The sequence below is a fragment of the Furfurilactobacillus milii genome (assembly GCF_021654115.1).
GTDB lineage: Bacteria > Bacillota > Bacilli > Lactobacillales > Lactobacillaceae > Furfurilactobacillus > Furfurilactobacillus milii.
In genome coordinates this window covers 1-19321 of sequence record NZ_JAIWJF010000001.1, presented here as the reverse complement: position 1 = coordinate 19321, position 19321 = coordinate 1, and the positions used below count along the sequence as shown (strand labels likewise).

General features: G+C 41.7%; 7 protein-coding genes. All 7 read left to right on the top strand.

Annotation, left to right across the window (positions count from 1 at the left end; all coding sequences use genetic code 11):
* The first annotated feature begins 332 nt into the window (after positions 1-332).
* The 7 genes from LDK34_RS00045 to lepB all read left to right on the top strand — a co-directional run bounded on the left by LDK34_RS00045 (position 333) and on the right by lepB (position 18837).
* Positions 333-8744 (top strand): SpaA isopeptide-forming pilin-related protein, encoded by an 8412-nt coding sequence (locus tag LDK34_RS00045; protein WP_284144457.1) that lies wholly within the window; start codon positions 333-335, stop codon positions 8742-8744.
* A 479-nt stretch (positions 8745-9223) separates the two neighbouring features.
* A complete protein-coding gene (locus LDK34_RS00030; RefSeq protein WP_236941137.1) occupies positions 9224-14182 on the top strand; it encodes a lectin-like domain-containing protein in 4959 nt (1652 codons plus the stop codon).
* A gap of 139 nt (positions 14183-14321) precedes the next feature.
* Positions 14322-16235, top strand: coding sequence for a heavy metal translocating P-type ATPase (locus LDK34_RS00025; RefSeq protein ID WP_236941136.1), 1914 nt, complete (start codon positions 14322-14324; stop codon positions 16233-16235).
* Between the two features lie 85 nt (positions 16236-16320).
* A complete protein-coding gene (locus LDK34_RS00020) occupies positions 16321-16554 on the top strand; it encodes a heavy-metal-associated domain-containing protein (protein ID WP_178943311.1) in 234 nt (77 codons plus the stop codon).
* Positions 16555-16575: 21 nt separating this feature from the next.
* Positions 16576-17115, top strand: a complete 540-nt coding sequence (locus tag LDK34_RS00015; protein WP_178943310.1) for a ferritin-like domain-containing protein — start codon at positions 16576-16578, stop codon at positions 17113-17115.
* Positions 17116-17489: 374 nt separating this feature from the next.
* Complete coding sequence (gene pcp / locus LDK34_RS00010; protein WP_178943309.1) at positions 17490-18125, top strand: pyroglutamyl-peptidase I; 636 nt, start codon at positions 17490-17492, stop codon at positions 18123-18125.
* A 112-nt stretch (positions 18126-18237) separates the two neighbouring features.
* Positions 18238-18837, top strand: coding sequence for a signal peptidase I (lepB, locus tag LDK34_RS00005; RefSeq protein ID WP_178943308.1), 600 nt, complete (start codon positions 18238-18240; stop codon positions 18835-18837).
* Positions 18838-19321: the final 484 nt, after the last annotated feature.

Sequence of the window (19321 nt, the reverse complement as noted above, 5' to 3'; positions counted from 1 at the left end):
TAATAATATGTAAGCGATTGAATTTTTTGAACAAGAAATTGGTATAGTGGCTAAAACAATAAGTCGTGAAGACAAACGATTGCACAAGAACAGGGTTTCATAAACAACGTTTTAAGTAAAACGTATTACTAAAGTGGAACGGTCTAATAATTAAAAGAAAATATGGGCGTCAACCCCCACAGTGACGCGGTTTTAAAGCATTGAAAAGTATGTTATAAATGACGCTGTAACTTTTAGTTTACCTATTGAAATAATAACTAGTAAAAACATTGATTAATAGTATTTTTATTTATGCTAAATGATTTAGCTATAACTCGTGGGGGAACATTATTTTGAGGAAACATCTATACGCGCTAGCGGGAGCAGTTATTGCAAGTGTCTTTTTCAGTGTCACAACCGTCAAAACAATCAGTGCTGAGGCGGATACGACGCCAGTGGTTGCTGCCACTAGTAGCACGGCGGGTAGCCAATCGAGCACAGCTACTAGTGATGCAAGTAGCGCCAAACAGAATACGACAGACGCTGCAACTAACCAGGCAACTTCTTCGACGGGATCACCTAGCTCTTCGGGTAATGCTTCAGGGGCCTCTGGTACTCAGTCGGCTGCACCTTTTAGCAATTCAAGTGGGTCTGTAACAAGCACTAGCAAGCCTTCTTCGACTGATGCGTCGGGCACAAACAATGCGAGCTCAAGTAGCGTTACTACGCCACCTGAGGGTAAGACCAATACGGATACCAGCACTGTAGAAACGCCGCAGACGCAAACAACGCCTAAGACTGACAACACTGCTACTAGTTCGGCCAGCTCCGCCAGCAGTGATAGCAGTTCAACACCGCAACCGGTTACGGACAACACCAGTTCTGGTGGTGGCGGTCCAGGGGATACTAGTCAACAAAGTGGTTCATCTAACGAGTCCAAACAAGATGCCACATCAAGCCAAGAAAGCTCTGGTTCTAAAGACGTTACTCCTGTAGTAACACAGCCTAGGGACAAATACGATCATGGTGATAATAAATCAGCCACTGATCCTTCTGCTAATAGCAACGCCATTAATGATACCAATACAGATCCTGTGCATGATGCCCATGATTTGGGGACGTACATTCTAGATGAAAATGGCGTAGATGGTTCAAAAGCCAGCCAAGCAGATAAGGCTAAGACCTTAGATGTTAACTTTAACTTGACTTATAATGACGGCACTACGAAAAAGAATTCCATAAAGCCTACTGAAGTGACGATTAATTCTGGTATTAGCGGTACTATGACGTTTTCGATTTCAAATTCAATCTGGCGTTATTTAGTTACTGGGGACACGTTTACCTATCAGCTTCCTGATGGGTACAAGATTGTTGAGGCGCAATCCGGAGACATTAAAAACAATAATGCTAGCGATGGCGGCCAAACTTATGGGCGTTACTTGATTGATACAGACGGCAAGATTTCGCTGACGTTTTACAATCCTCACGTCACAGGGGAGATAGGTGACAATCCAGTCCAGTATATTGACGGTCAAATGTCATTTGATGCTTTATTCAATAAGGATATTATCCAAAACCCTGGGCAACCTGGCGATCATTTAACGTTACCAGGAAAAAATGATACAGATAAAATTACGATTCATCCTGCCGTAAAACAAAGCATTTCGAAAAGCGGTCAACTGGATAAAAATCTTGATCCAGACAAGGTGACGTGGAGCGTTTACATGAACCGCAACATGCAAACACTAACGAACGCACAAATAATAGAAACCTTTGATTCACAAGTCACTTACAATCAAGCGTCACCTGTAAAGATTTATAGCATTCAGGAGGACCTCAATGGTCACATTGTACGTGATGTTAACGGTCAGGATGTTTTAGGAAAACAACTGATTGAAGGTACGGACTACACAGTTGATGAAAAGGGAAATGTTAAATTTCTTCATCCAATCAACTCTGTTTATAAATTGGTTTATGTAACTGATATTAATAAACCAGAGGATTCAAAGGGCAATATTAGGACGGCCACTTTGAATTTGACTAACAACGTTGACCAAACTGCTAAGGAACAGGGCACGACAAAAATCCACGCTAGTACAACGTTGAATGCACATTATGAAGGACTTTTTTATAAGATTGGTCCAAAGACACTTGATGCTGAACATCATATATATTCATGGACTGTTGGATTCAACCATGGTCAGGATACTTTAACCGGTGATAAGCTCACGTATACAGATGTCGTAGTTAAACCACAAACGTTCGTACCAGGTTCATTAGCAATTGTACTGATGACGTATCATCAAAACGCCAAGAATGCTGATGACATGTACACGCCTTCGAACACGTATTTAGTGCCAGGAACGGATTATACTTTGACGACTAATACTGACGGTAGTGGATTCGTTGTGACTTTTCTGAGGGAAAACTTCCATTCACCAGTCAATTTGGTCTACAAGACGCAAATTGATCAGCACCAAAAGGTTATTTCCACGGCAGATGATAAAAACCAAACGGTAAAAATTATTAATCAAGCTAAAGTTAACGGGTATGAAACTCAACAACCAAAGACACAGTATGGTAAAAGTTTTAATCTAGTTAAAAATCACACTGATATTGACGTTGGGTTCAAAACAATTCGTTGGAACATCGATATCAATAAAAGTAATTATCAACTGAACAATTACGTTTTAACGGATAATGCTGATAATGGTGGGCTGAGCTTACCATTTACTTCAATACAAGACGCACTGAACTCAAACAATGCAAATGCAAAACCAGCAATTGTGTTAAAAGATACAACAACCGGTGATGTCCTGCTTGAAGGTAGAGATTATAAATTAACAACCCTAGTTACAACGAAACACGACGCCGTAAAAGGTGACATTAAATATGCTAATTTCACAGTTGAATTTTTAGGGAAATACACACAGACGAGTGATCAATTCAACATCAATTACTACACACTTTACGATGTGGCACATGTAACAACACCAGTGCCAGATAAACAGAACACATTTGCAAACACTGTTGACGCAACTTGGAAAGATGTTAACAAGAATGAGATTCATGATCACGCTACGACGGATTACCAAGCTAAGGATGAAGAAGCCTATCAAGGTAAAAAAGGTGGCGCCTACGATCCAATCACTAAGGAAATCCATTGGAATATTGTTTCCAATTACGATACAGAAAATTATGATCATTACTACTTGATGGATCCAATTCAAGGAAATCAACAATTGTTGCCTAACAGCATTACGATTACGCAAGGCTCAATTGGCGGTAACGGTCAATTTAACCCTGGTATTAAAAATCCACCATATGCACAATTAAAGATATATCATGGAAAGTATGACCCAACTACTGGTAAGTTTCATGTTGATCAGATTTGGGACAAGGTTGCAGGTACATTTAAGCCATTTAGTTTAGCTGAAGATTTGAACTTTACTCAATACTTGAACTACAACAATGGCGGACCAGGTTACTACAACTATTCATTGCTTAATGCGACAGAGGTTATGTATATCGATTTCGGTACGGTAGAAAATCCATTACCAAAGTTGACAGACGCTAACAACGATAATCGAACTCAAATGGCCTTTCAAATTGAGTACCAAACAAGTGTTGATGGTATTCAAGTTACTAATATGTACAATAATGATGCATTTACCCATTATTCTGATACACCGGGTGGACGTTTGACAGTTCATGCTGATGTAGAAACGTATGTTGGTAATGCCTATATCAGTAAGCAAGGCCAAGCACCGGTTGACATTAAAAAGGATAACAGGGCTACTTGGACGATTGACATTAATCGCAGCCAGTCGACCATTAACAATGCTGTTTTCTCCGATACACCTTCGGAAAATCAACGAATTGATCCAAATACGATTCATATTTATGAGACTATTTTGAAGACTGTTACGACTTCAACTGAAGGTGGCAGTCAAGGAAAATACAATGTGTACGATAATTCTGTTGGTGATGTGACTAAGGCTAATAGTGGAACCGTTCGTCAAACAATCTTGAATCCGGACCTGACTAAAGAATTAAAGGGTGTCCAAATTTTCAAGGATTTCGACACTTTGTCAGATCAGGATAAGCAAGATTTGATTTCTAAAGGTTATGCTTATACATTTGAAATTCAACATGATTTAGGTAGTGGACAGGAAACGTTGAAAATTAATTTCTTAAAAGCTATCGGTCGTGCGTATGTATTGCAGTATCAATCACGTTTGTATTTCAACTATGCTAACACCAAGGATGGAAAAACAAACTTTACGAACAACGCCAACTTAAATGGTCAAAACGTTACACCAGGCAATCCTGGTGACACGGATGCAGACAGTTTTAACGTTACAAAAAGTCAAGCCAGCGCAATCGGTTACTTTTACGACCTCCATTTAACAAAGGAAGTAACCGGTGGAAAACTTCTTGAAGGAATTATCTTCAATCTTTACGAGAAGGATACGATGGGAAACTTGAACTTAATTAGAACTGCAACGACTGATAAAAATGGTTTAGTTGTCTTTAAAAATATTCCTGGTTATCACTTGGACAAGAGCGCAATCCAATATTACATTCAAGAAATGAACCCTTCAAAAAACTACATTACTCCAGTTGATTTAGATGGTAGTTGGATGAAGATTGCAGATCCAGATGACACAAAAAACCTTGTGAACCATCCAGATGCTTCACATACAATGCGTAATATCAGCGTTGATATGCTTGACGGGGATGTAACTAACCAGATTCAAACGGGTACGATTTGGAATCATCTTGGTTCAGCAACTTTGACCAAAACAGATGATCAGGGCAATGCACTTGAAGGCGCCCACTTCAATTTTCAAGTATCTAACGATGGTAAAACTTGGACTGATTACACAGATAGTAGCAATAGAAACTATAGAGATTTGATTACCGATGCAAAGGGTACAATCACAGTTGATGGTTTATTGCCTAACTATTATAGATTTAAGGAAACACAAGCTCCTGATGGGTACATCTTGAACAAGACAGATCCTCAATCTAAGGAAATAATTATTCCGAAGTCTGATGGTGATAATTCGTTTGCGGACGAACAAAAAATCACTGTTTCTGACACGCAAAGTAACAGCAAAGGTACATTTGAATTACACAAGGTTGGCACTGACGACAAGGCAATTGCTGGCGCTGAATTTGATCTCTATTATTTAGATGCAGCGAAAAAGAGTGTCTATGTTACCAAGACTAACTCTGATGAAAACGGATTAGTTCGTTTCACCGGTTTAAATGCTGGCTGGACCTATTGCGTTCGTGAAGCAACTTCACCAAATGGCTACTACAATCCAGATGCTAATGCCGACATTGTTTCATTTACAATTAACACGAACTCCGCAGATGGTCTCGATAATGTAAAATATACAAATTCTGTAGACAAAACCGACCATGTTATCAACTATACTGACCATGTTGTTCTGACAAAGGTTGGTAACGATAATAGCAAGGTTGTTGGCGCAACTTTCGTTTTGAAAGATGCTTCCGGTAAGGTTATTAAAACATTGACCACGGATGCTAATGGCAAACAGACATCGAATGATGTTTGGACGACGGACGGCAATGGTCAGATTGTCATTGATGATTTGACAGCTGGCGACTATACGTTACAAGAAGTTGCTGCCCCTGCCGGTTACATTTTGAACAGTACTCCTATTTATTTCCATATTGACGCTGACAAAGATAGTACTAATGAATTCACATTGATCGACTATCGAGGACAAATTAAGTTAACGAAAACCGATAAAGTTACCGGTAATCCTCTTAAAGGTGTTAAGTATCAATTAACTTTGCCAGATGGAACGACAAAACAAAAAGTTACTGACGAAAATGGTGTAATTAGTTTTGATGATCTTGGCGGAGGTGACTACAAGCTACAAGAGATTTCTGCACCTGATGGATATTTGGTCGACGAAACAACCTATACGTTAACAATTTCCAATGATGTTCGGAATGCGACTCTTGCAGCTTGTGAATTAACACCAACATTTACAAACGTTAAGAACCAAATTACGTTTACTAAGTATTTAAATAGCGCTGACGGAAAGGTTGGCCCTAAGGCAGTTTACCAATTGTTTTTCGAAGATCTTTCGGAGACTGATGACAACAATTATGTTTTAGTCAAAAATTCATTAGACGGTGATGGAAACTGGGTTACAAATGACCAGGGACAATTTACTCTCATCGGGCTAAAAACTGGTAAATATCAATTAAGGGAGCTAACTGCACCAGAGGGCTATGCAACTAACAATGATGCTGTCCAATTTACAGTTAATGAAAAAGGCAAAATTTCAGTCGCAAGCCTAAGTCAGATTGATTACCAAGGTCATGCACAATTGACGAAGACAGACGTTAACGGTAAAAAACTTGCTGGTGTGAAGTTTGATTTACTGGATTCAAACAACGACATTGTTGAACGTGGCTTAATTTCTAACGACAATGGGGTTGTTACCACTCAAGATTTAAAACCTGGCACTTACTACTTTGTTGAAAGACAAACATTGCCTGGTTATGTGCTTGATGTAACACCAATCAAAGTAGTTGTGAATGATCTTCAAGGTCAAAACACGGCCTGGTTGGATGATTCAGCTAAAGCCACTTTGGTTAATGTTCAAAATCGTCTTGTGTTCACTAAGTACAATATGAAACACCAAATGCTTGATGATGCACAGTATGAATTGACTAGTGACAACGGCCAAACGGCTAAGCAATACAAGACTCAAAATGGTCAAATTGTTTTTGATGGTCTGACTGCCGGCAATTACACGCTGACTGAAATTAAGGCACCGAAGGATTATCTTATTAATTCGGACGTAATTAAGTTTGTTGTTAATGGTGATGGATTCATCGATAATCAGTCGAAACTGTCACTTAATCAAATTGACTACCAAGGTTACGCTTACCTAACTAAGACTGATTTTGCAACAGGTACGCCGTTACCTGGTGCAATCTTCAATGTTTACGATTCAAACGATACATTTGTTCAGACAATTACGTCTGATATAAACGGTTTGGTTAAAACACAATTTCTTTCCGTTGGCGATTACTACTTCAAAGAAATGAAAGCACCAAACGGTTATGTTTTAAACACTAACTTGATTCACTTTACTATTGGAAAGAGTAACCAAGATCTTGTGGATAAGCTGCCAGACTTTGCAAACTGGCAAGGTGCCGTTAAAATGACTAAGTATGGTCAAACGGACGTGCACGATGTCGGTACGCGAACAATGTTAGCTAACACGAAGTTTGAACTCTGGTATGTCAATGACGACGGTACTCAAGAACGCGTTTCCATTGACGGCAATACAGAGTTTACAACTAATGACAATGGTCAAATCTTCATTTATGGTTTGAAGCCTGGTAACTACTATTTCAAAGAAATTGCTCATGCGCCTGGTTACATTCTTCGTGATGATACGCCGGATCTTCAACCAACAAACTTGATTAAAGGTTTGAATGCTGATTTGAGAAAACCACATGGCTTGGAATTTTATCGAGTTGATGGTGCTGAAGCTGTCACTGAGAAAGATGGTCACGTTAAGTCTGCTCCAGATGGTCGTGATTTTAGTAATCGGTTATACTTCATGGTAATGCCAGCTAATGACGCGCCAGTCGTTACATTTGCTGGTGATCAAACGAACTATCAAGGATCAATGAAGTTCACCAAGACAAACAGTAAGGGTGATAAGCTTGCCGGTGCTGTCTATCAATTGCTTGACAGTGATAAGAAGAGTGTTGAAGTCACAATGGATGGCAAGCAAGTTAGCCAACTTACTACTGACGCAAACGGTAACTTCACGATTACTGGACTAGCACCTGGTACTTACTACTTGAAGGAAATCACTGCACCTGATGGTTACCTGATCAACGACAATGTTGATGAAACGAAGTTTGTTATTGCGGACACCACTCGTGGTGGTCAAAGTAACGTAACTGCTTCACAGGTTGATTACCAAGGCAGTATTAAACTGACGAAAGTTGCTGCCGAAGATGGTCACGTGTTGGCCAATGCAACGTTTGATCTGCTCGATGCCGACAAGAATGTTATTAAGACAGGCTTGACGACGGATGCCAATGGGACGTTAACCGTTACTGACTTGAGGCCTGGTACTTACTACTTCAAGGAAACGGTCGCCCCAACTGGTTATCAATTGAGCACTGAGTTGTTGAAAGTTGTTGTTCTGGATCATGCAACTGATGAACCTGTGGCTGTCGCGGCTAAGTTCCAAGACGTACAGGTACCACCAGTTACACCTCCAACGACACCAAACATTCCGAATATCCCGACCACACCGACGACACCGAATGTACCAAAAATTCCGAATACACCAACGACGCCGAATATTCCGAACGTACCAACAACCCCTGAAGTACCAAACGTTCCTACGACACCAACTGTACCGAATGTACCAGTAATGCCAAACGTACCAAACAAGCCAATGACACCAACAATACCAAATCAACCAGCGCGTCCAGTTAAACCTGAAACGCCGATTGTATCAGCACAAAATGGTTCTTATGAGGCTGTCGCTGTTACGTCTGTAGCATCACAAAAACTTGTTTCCAACGGTCGTCCTGCGGGTCAACCTGCTAAACAAGAAGGACATGGTGTGACTGGATTACCAGAGACTGGTGAAAAATCAGCTTTATTACTAGCGATGCTTGGTTTAGTTCTGCTCAGTGTTATTGCAGGATTTGCCTACTATGTGCGCAAACAAGAAGCTTAATCGAATAGGTATTACTTGAAAACGATTGCGAGGAAACTCGTAATCGTTTTTTTGTACGCGCAAATTATTTTAGCTATTTAAATATTTTTTGGCTAAATTGGTATAGTTACAAAAATGATTACTAGTAAAGGCAAACGATTGCATTTATTACGCGATGAAAGCACATTTCCAGACATGGTGAAAAATGTAAAGATGAAACATTGGTTGTTCCAAAAGCGGCAAAAAGCGCAACCTATATGCCTTTTAAAGGCGACGTTTCTATGGTATAAATACCCACAGAATAAATTTGATTACTAAAAGGTTAAGCTACTAAAACGCTTACACGGTTTAATGATATAAATGTAATCGATTATGCATGACTTTCTTCGTTTGCAAACAACCATCGCAGACCTCTTTCCCATGCAAATTGAACAACCGCCAAGAGATTTAATGACGATTAAAAATACAACAGGGTTTTAAATTGAGGGGTATTTAAACGAATGAGTTATAAACACATGCAACCAGAAACGAAGCTGCATTATCGGATGTATAAAGATGGCAAGAACTGGGTATTCGCCGCAGTTGCACTTGCCTTTTTTGGCGTGGGCGCAATGACGACCACTGCTCACGCTGCTGATGTAACGACGACAGATCAGGCACCAGTTGAAAAGCCGGCTAGTGCTCCGGCCAGTCAGGCCTCAAGTGCTGCGGCTTCGCAAACATCAGCTGGTAGCGAAAAAGCCTCAACGGCTAGTGAAGCTGCAAGTGTTGCCAGCTCTGCTAAAAGCGATACAGCCTCAAATTCAGACGCGGCAAAAAACACTACGAATGAAGTCGAAAGCGGCACAACCTCTACCGCTTCAGCTGATAAATCTGACACAAAGGTCAGCGACCAACAGTCTCAAGATTCAGCAGATGGTTCAAGTTCAGTAAAGTCTGATGCACAATCAGTAACTTCTGTGGCAAGCCAGGCCTCACAGAGTAGTCAAAGTACTGTGCAGTCAGTGACTTCATACAACACCAAAGACTCTCAAGCTTCTGATTTTGTTGCTAAAGATGTGGGATCACAATCTACAAATCAAGTGTCATCATCTGACACTTCGGTTGCTAAAGCGCCGAACCTTGAATTTTCAGTGGATACATCCTCTGAAAATGTGGCAAGCGCCGTTGATTCCACAAACACGCAGTCTAAACCCAAAACTTCAGTTGATAAGACAACAATTGCCCCTGACGGGCAAACGGTTACTATCAGTCCAAGCAATTTTGACAGTTTTTTCAAAGTAAACGGTGACGCTCGATATGCCGATGGTAAAGTGACATTGACTAGTAAGGGCGGTCAATCCGGGAATATAACCTTGTTAAACCAATTAAATCCGAACTATGGTTTTACCGTTAACGGCGGAGTTAGTATGTCCTTAGATGGACAGTCATCTAACGCCGATGGGATATCTTTCATATTTCACCCTGGGAATAATAACATGGTAGGTGGAACTGGTGGAGAACTGGGAATAGCGGGTTTACCAAACTCATTCGGCTTTAAAATTGACAATTACTACAATGGTGATGACACTAATGTTCACCCAGAATTTTATCCAGATCCAAGCAGAGATCGTAGTGGACAGAGACTGGCTGATGACATTTGGTACTTCGGAACAGACTATAAATCAGCCAATGACTTTTATAACGAGCATATTAAGGACATCACGGATAAAAAAATTTCCATGAATTTTGATGGAATGAATGAGTATTTTCGAGAGCAACACGCGTACGGAGCCTTTGAATATACAAATAGCCAAGGAGTAGCTGCAACTTATGGTGGGCCTAATGGAACTGTCTATCCCCAAGGGTTTTATAACGATGAAGCAGTGAATCCCGCGAATGATGCCCTGGATTATCAAGCCTTGAATCATCGAGACGATACGAAGGAATTAGGCGGTATATATACGGCAGCAATCGGAGATAGCAAAATTGCAACAACAGATCAGCATGCCGGTCCTAAACGAGTACTGACGCCATCGGTCACCAACGGTACAACAATTCCTATTCATATGGTTTACGAGCCGCTAGAAATTCCGCAAAAAGATGCCAATGGTAAAGAAATATTAAATGCAGATGGAACTCAGGCGGTTAAAACTGAACACATTATGACAGTTACTTATGGCGGCCCTTCTGATAAATTAGATGCCGCTGGTAACCCAGTAGTGGGAAGTGATGGCAAAGTTGTAACCGTGCCTGGAATTCAAGATTTAACTACTTGGTCAATCGATGTAACACCCTGGTTGACTAAAAATGCAGATGGAACGTACGCGCCATTATCATTTGCAATGGCGGCGTCGACCGGAGCTTCATACAATATTCAGAACATGAACTATGAATCATTTAGATATGTTAGTGAAGCAGTTGTTAATGTTAAATATGAAGTTCTCAACCCTGATGGAACGAAATCCTTGATTTCACATACAGCGTATGACAATGACGAGCTAGTTACAAAGGATGAAGCGAAGCCAGAAGGTAGCGATTCATACATCCCAACTTCCTTTCAAAAGTCATACAAAGTTGGGCAGTCGTACGCGATAGGGCCGGTAGAACTACAGGGATATAAGCTTGCTGTTGACGGTATTCCGACTAATGTTTCAGGAACTGCAGGCGTATTGAATGATGACGTTATTTTCACTTACACAGTTTCTGATAAAGATACAACACAGCTTATCCCTTATAATGCAACCACTGGAAAACCAGATGGTCTTATTGCAAAATTACCAATCATAAATTTATCTGGTGTAACTGGGCAAGAGAACGTCATGGACTCAGGGAATCTGGATAAGGCTCCTGAGGGATACACGCTAGTTTCAGTAAATGAGGCTGCAAATTATCCCGCCATTGCCGAGAAATTGGGTAAAACTGGATTAGGTTATACTTTGCAAAATCATGCTGATGGCACAGTGTCCGCGGAGGTGCAATTAAACGGATCTTCAGTTCCAGTTTGGTATGCACCTTTGCAAGCAACAGCAACCGTTAAGCTTATTGATGCAACCACTGGTAAAGAAATCGACGCAGACTCAAACTTTGTTAATAAAGTAGTTCATTACAACGATTCTATTTCTTATAATGAGCCACAAAACGTCATGGCGCCAGCTACAGATGGAACTAGTGGAAATACTAAAATTAGTTATATTCCAGTAGATCCAAACGTACAAACGTATTCAATTAATGATCCAAAGAAGACTTCGGAATATGTTTTCGAGGCTTACTATGTGCCAACACCAAAATTAACAGTCGTAACAAACGGTCAAACAGCAAGCACCCTGGTTTCGTTTGATAACTCTCTTAAGGATAACGACGAATCAAAATCATTGACGCCCGATTCAGCTAAGAAGATTGGGATCTCAACCATTGTAGAAAGCGATGATCGAACCAAAGATCGAACTATTGTTGCCTATACTGCTGATCAAGAAAAAGCTGATTTGGGAACAATAGCAGATAATTATCTGCTTTCTGATAAATATGTTGCATTTCCACAGATTGTGGCAGATGCAAATAACAAATATAACTTAACACCTGAAACAAGTGTGACGTTGACTGCAAAGCCTGTCGCATTGAATATTTCAATAGTTAGTACTGATGGGAAACTGAACAAAGACCATGATATTTCCGTTGCCGGTGGAACTCTGTTAGGCAGTTATACGATCAATTTGCCTGAAACAGTTAACACATCTGATGCCACGTATAAACTGGAAATGAAAGATGGCAACACGTACAAGCTCGATGCCGAAACAGGAATTGTTTCTGTGACTGGAACTTATAATCTCAACGATGTAGTGATGGGTGACACAGGTTTGACTCAAATGGTTGAGGTTAAGTATATTCGACAGAGTGTTGTTACTGTTCAAGATGTTATGACCGCAGCTGTTGAGCCAGGGATGCTTTTAGATAATCAAAAGTATGCACCTGTACAAAATCTGCTTTCTCTGATTGACGAAACTGGTCGCAGACTGAGAGTACCGGACGAAATGCTTAATGATGTCACTGTTGATAGTAAAGTAGATTTATCTACTCCTGGAATTTACGATGTAACATTTACACCTAAAAATGGGCAGTCTGTTACAGCAAAAACCCATGTTGTTGAAATTAAACTCAATAAAATTACTTTGCATGTTGGAGATAAGTGGAGTTTAGCTGATAGCTTTGCTGGTGGGACAACGTATGACAAGGCTGAGATGACAGTTAAAAATGTGACGCTGGTGTCACAGCCTATTTCAACTAAAACACCTGCCAGTGATATGCCGGTGATAGTTTCATATAGTGCACCCTATGCAACAAAGGCTATCAATCTAGACTTGATAGATGAGCCTGTAAGCACTGATTCCGTTGCAAACGATGCTCCGCTGGTTGATTCTCGTACTAGGTCAGTGTATGCAGAGACTTTTGTTAATGTGATTCCTCGGCAGGCTACAACTCCAGAAACACCAGTAACGACGCCAGAGAAACCGGCTACAACTCCGGAAAAGCCAGCAACGACACCAGAGAAACCAGCTACAACTCCGGAAAAGCCAGCAACGACGCCAGAGAAACCCGCTACAACTCCGGAAAAGCCAGCAACGACACCAGAGAAACCGGCCACAACTCCGGAAAAGCCAGCAACGATACCAGAGAAACCGGCTACAACTCCAGAAACACCAGTAACGACGCCAGAGAAACCAGCTACAACTCCGGAAACACCAGTAACAACACCGGAGAAGCCGGTCACAACTACCGAAGTACCAGTTACAACGCCGGAGAAACCGGTCAATGTTGCCGAAACTCCAACGCCAGTTGATCAGCCAACCACACCGGCCCAAACACCTGATGTGCCAGCTGAACCAACGACACCGACTGAACCTGCACAGCCAGTAACGGTCGCAAACGTAACGTCAAACGTGCCGACGCAGCCCGTGCTCACACCAACGGCCACTGCCCAACCGACAACGCCTGTGTCATCAGATCGTCCTTGGGACCCAATCGAACTGCTTATGACGGATGACGATAATGGTCAAATTATCACAACCACTGAGATTCAGGGTTACACTGGCAACTGGGTTTACATTGGCAACATGGTTCCTGCAGGCTATCATTTGGCACCAGGCCAAAGCGACTGGATTTTGTTGAATGATGTCACACCACAGACAGTTCATTTAGTTGCTGACGCAGTTGATCAAACATCAACCGCTGCAACACGGACCACGGTGGCACCTGCAGCAACGACACAAACTTTAGCACCAGTTGCTCAACAGAGTGTGCCGGCAACTGTTGTTAAGAAAGCTACTGCACCAACAACGAAAACGACTGATGAAACTGATCAGCCTGCTGCAGCTGAGTTGCCACATACTGGCGAACTTGCTACAACAGCAGCAATGGGTACTGGTTTAGCCTTATTAACTGGTTTACTCTCATTGTTTGGTCTTCGTCGTAAGCAACACTAATCATTAAAATGAATGACTGAAAGACTAAATTCGATTAATTTCGGATTTAGTCTTTTTTGTCGTTCTTGATGACCGTCAATTATCTATGACGCAATCCCACCTATACTGAATGCATTATCAAACGAAAAGGGGTTACGTTATGAAATTTCAACGCTGGATTCAGCACCATACGAATCAAATTACAGGGATAACAGCAGGTTTGATCATCCTCGGTTTTATTGGCCGCTTCACGGGTCAAACATGGTTAGACACATCAGCCTTTATCCTTGCTTCAATCATCGCGGCCACGCTGATTATCATCAGAGCTTGGGAAGCACTGAGAGTTAAAACGATCAGTATTGAATTATTGGTGAGCATTGCGGTCATCGGTGCGTTTGTCATTCGGGAATTTGATGAATCCGCAATTGTGACCTTTCTATTCTTATTCGGCACGTTCCTGGAAGAAAAAACGTTAGCGCGAACGCGAAAGTCAATCAAGTCACTCACTGAAATGGCACCAACGACTGCACAGGTTCTCCAAGAAGACGGTAGTACGAAAGAAACGGATGTCGATTTTGTTGATGAAGGTGACGTTGTGCTGGTCAAAACAGGTGCACAGGTGCCGGTGGATGGCAAAATTATCAGCGGCAGTGGTTACTTGAATGAGGCCAGTGTTACGGGTGAATCAAAATTGGTTACTAAGCATCTAGGTGAATTGGTCTATTCCGGAACGATGGTCGATAACGGGACCATTCAGGTAGAAGCAACTAAAGTCGGCGACGATACTACGTTTGCCAAAATTATCGAATTAGTTGAAGATGCACAGGATACCAAATCCCATGTAGAGAAGTTTATTGACCGCTTTTCCACGTATTACACGCCTGCTGTGTTGATTCTTGCACTGCTAGTGGGGATATTCTTCCGCGACTTCAAACTGGCGATTACAGTACTGGTTCTTGGCTGCCCTGGTGCACTTGTGATTGGTGCGCCCGTTTCAAACGTTGCTGGTATCGGTAACGGTGCCAAGAATGGTGTCCTAATCAAAGGCGGCGAAGTGGTCGATACGTTTAGCAAGGTTGACACTCTGGTGTTTGATAAAACAGGTACGTTGACGAAGGGCAAAACCGAAGTTGCCAGTATTCAAACGTACGAGGATGACCATGCTTTGTCATATGCCGCCGCAATGGAGCACGAGTCGGATCATCCACTTGGCCGTGCAATCGTGAATTATGTAACTGACCACGCTTTGCCGACGACTGGCATAACTGTCAACGCAATCAATACGATTAAGGGTCAGGGGATGGTGGCTGAGGTGGATGGTCATCACGTTGCGGTTGGCAATCAAACTTTAATGAACGCTGAAAATATCATTTTAAACAATAATCAGCAACAAACATTAGCGACGGTTCAACATCAAGGGAGTTCAACAGTTCTGGTGGCGGTTGACGGCACGCTGGAGGCCATTATCGGGATTGCAGATGTTATTCGTGATGGGGTCAAGGAAGATCTCCGCCAGCTCAAGACAATGGGCATCAAACGGCTCGTGATGCTGACGGGGGATAACGACCTGACCGCACGGGCGGTTGGCAGTCAATTGGGCATAGATGAGGTGCACGCAAACCTGTTGCCTGAAGACAAAGTGACGTTTGTTAAACAGTTGCAAAAAGAAAACCACACGGTGGCTTTTGTCGGCGATGGCATTAACGACAGCCCGTCGATTGCAACGGCCGACATTGGCATCGCAATGGGCGGCGGTACAGATGTAGCGGTTGAAACATCTGATATCGTGTTGATGCAGTCCTCATTTGGCGAATTGATCCACGCATACGGACTGGCCAAAAAAACGGTTCGCAATACTCGGGAAAACATCATTATTGCAATTGGTACAGTGGCCTTCTTACTAATTGGTCTAATTTTTGGCTATATTTATATGGCCAGTGGCATGTTTGTTCACGAAGCCAGCATTTTAGTCGTTGTTCTTAACGCGATGCGGCTGATTCGATATGCACCGAAAGCGACAACAGCCACGCAGAGCTCTGTAAAACAAATCAAATCACCGCTCATAATTAATTAGTGTGACAAACTTGATGAGCGTCAATTATTAATCATCGTTCTCCAGCTAGACTGTTAGTAATCAAACACAAACGGAGGTTATCGAAATGAGTAAAGCAATTATGCAGTTAAACGCGTTGTCATGCCCATCATGCATGCAAAAGATTCAGGGTGCATTGGCCAAACAGGCCGGTGTTGAGGACGTAAAAGTGCTGTTCAATGCAGCTAAAGTTAAGGTCAATTTTGATGAAAACGTTGTGAGTGCCGATGTATTGGCGGACGTTGTGACAAAGTTAGGTTACGAAGTTCAAAACGTAAAAGTGAAAGTTGCACAACAATAAATTAAATAAGGGATGGCAAATATGACAACAACAGTAGAAGATCGTTATCAAGCAGAATTAAAGCAATCAGACATTGATCATCACACACCGACGGCTGGTGCGATGGCAGGACATATCATTGCCAATTTAGTGGTGCTAGAAAACAAGCTACAGCAAGCGAAGTGGTACGTTAAGGGGCCTGAACGTTTTTCTTTACAGCCGCAATTTGGTCAACTGCTGATAGCAGCTCAAAAGCAGCGCGATGAATTGGGAGATCGACTTTTAGCCGAGGGCGAAATTGTTCCAAGCACGACTTCAGCATTCACCGAATACACGATGTTAGAAGAAGCTGGTCAAAATAAATATCAAACTGCCTCATGGTTGGTTAATAACATTGTTAATGACTTCGAAACGAATAATTTATTTGTGACGCGAGCAATTAAGCTCTCAGAAAAAGAAGATCGCCCTGCGTTAGCACAATATTTAACCACTTTGCTCTTTGAAAACAACAGGGCCATTGCCAATTTACAGGCATATTTGGGCAACGATGCTAGAACCGGTCTGGAAGACGATGAGGACTAACACAAGCAATTAAGCTGTTACGAAATGGCTCATCGTACTGATTGACTACAATGCCGTAAAGATTCCGAATACACCGATAGTTTCCATAGTGTGCGTTTCGGGAGAACGAGCTATCCAATAATAGCTTCCAAAAATCTCAGTTTTGGTTTTATCGGCGTAGGCACAGACGGCGTAAGTTTAGATAATGGTTAGTTGTCATCTATACAACATGAATTGCTAATTGAAACAGGAAGCTGGACGGACTAGTTCAGCTTCCTGTTTTTGTGTTCAAAACTATGACTCCAAAAAGTAATCCAATTAAAGGAACCTTTTCGAATGTGAAACGGTATAATTTTAGCAAGCGTTAGCATTTCATTGGATAGTGGGGATGTAGAATGAAAATTTTAGTAACAGGATTTGATCCTTTTAGTACTGATAAAATTAACCCAGCCTTCGAAACGGTCAAACGGTTGCCTGATAGCATCGCGGATGCGACCATTTTGAAATTGGAAATTCCGACAGCGTTTAAGCGTTGCGGTGAAGTTGTTCATCAGGAAATCGTCAGCGCTCATCCGGATTATGTTCTTAACGTTGGGCAAGCAGGTGGTCGGTTTGGCATCACTCCTGAACGCATTGCAATTAACTTGGATGACGGTCGTATCGCTGATAATGATAATTATCGGCCAATTAATCAACCGATCGAAGCGGATGGGGCGACAGCTTATTTCACCCAGCTGCCCGTAAACGCAATGACACGTGCGATTCGCAAAGAGGGTCTGCCAAGTAGTATTTCGCTGTCAGCTGGGACGTATGTTTGCAATCACATTATGTATGAGGTGCAATATAGGCGAGCAACAGAATTTCCAGAATTAAAAGCCGGCTTTATGCATATTCCTTTTTTGCCGACACAGGTTGTCAATCGTCCGAATATGCCATCACAGTCACTAGATGATGATATTTGCGGAGTTGTTGAGGCGATTAAAACAATGGTTGAGATGGATGGACGCTCTGACGTGGACAGCATTGAGTAGGCGTTACGAACATGTCCGGTTCTGACGTTATTTAGAATTGTATTGTGATTGAAGTGGACTAAAATAAATGTCTGTAGAGATTTAAAAATAGTAGACGGTTGGTACGTAATTGATGAAAACTTTGAAGAGTATTGTAAATGTTCTCGTAGCATTACTTATTGGGGTGATTGTAGCGGTAGTGATAAAGTCGACGGTTTTTCAGTTTGCCCATGTGGCTGGTCCATCAATGCAACCCAATTTAGTGGATCGTGAGCAGGTAGCAATGCTAAACCTGGCACCGATTCGTCATAACTCGGTAATTATTTTTAATGCGCAAGGTGAGGATCCAAATGCCACCTCGAAGATCGATTATGTCAAACGGGTTATCGGTATGCCGGGCGACAAAGTGCAAAGCCAAAATGGTGTCATTTACGTAAATGGTCGCCAAATTAATCAAAACTATATTAGCCATAACGAACGCAACCAGGGTACTGGTAATTGGACACTATCTTCGCTGGGTGAACAACATGATTGGCAGGTAAAGTCTGCAACCGTCCCCAAGAATATGTATTTTGTGCTAGGTGACCATCGTTCGGTGTCTAATGACAGCCGTTACTGGGGCTTTGTCCAGAAAGATAAAGTTGCCGGAGTGGTGAAGGTGCCGTTTTGGACGAGCACCGCAAGTCAACGTTTTAATATCAACGAAGCCTACAAGCACTGGTCAACAAAATAGAATGATTAATGTTCAGAATATTTGCTTGGCATTGAATCACAGTAGCATCTTTCCAATACGTTTTTGGAGGGATGCTACTGTTGTTTTGAAAAGGTCAAGATGTTTGAGTGTGAGCTTGACGGATGAATTTAATTGAAAGGTGGCTAGCACATATAATGAAAGAAACGAACGTTAATGAGTTGGCTTGAATTTTTTTAAATAAAACGCTTGACCGATCTCCATCTTGTTGATATAGTATTACTTGCTGCTACGAGAGGTCGTCAAGTTGCTAAACGGATTTCAAAAAAATGTTTAATTTCTTGCTTGACCGATTAGAAACAGCATGTTATACTAATTAAGTTGTCGCATGGCAGCGATGTAGATCTTTGAAAACTGAACAACGTTTCGACGAATCAAATGTGTAGGGTCTTTGAACGAAAGTTCGAAGCAATTACAATTGTGAAGTCAATTCACTTTATAACCAAGTAACAACAAAACAAGAGCT

Coding starts and splice junctions, on each gene's coding strand:
- LDK34_RS00025 (WP_236941136.1), top strand. CDS start 14,322: ATGAAATTTCAACGCTGGATTCAGCACCATACGAATCAAATTACAGGG.
- lepB (WP_178943308.1), top strand. CDS start 18,238: ATGAAAACTTTGAAGAGTATTGTAAATGTTCTCGTAGCATTACTTATT.
- LDK34_RS00030 (WP_236941137.1), top strand. CDS start 9,224: ATGAGTTATAAACACATGCAACCAGAAACGAAGCTGCATTATCGGATG.
- pcp (WP_178943309.1), top strand. CDS start 17,490: ATGAAAATTTTAGTAACAGGATTTGATCCTTTTAGTACTGATAAAATT.
- LDK34_RS00015 (WP_178943310.1), top strand. CDS start 16,576: ATGACAACAACAGTAGAAGATCGTTATCAAGCAGAATTAAAGCAATCA.
- LDK34_RS00020 (WP_178943311.1), top strand. CDS start 16,321: ATGAGTAAAGCAATTATGCAGTTAAACGCGTTGTCATGCCCATCATGC.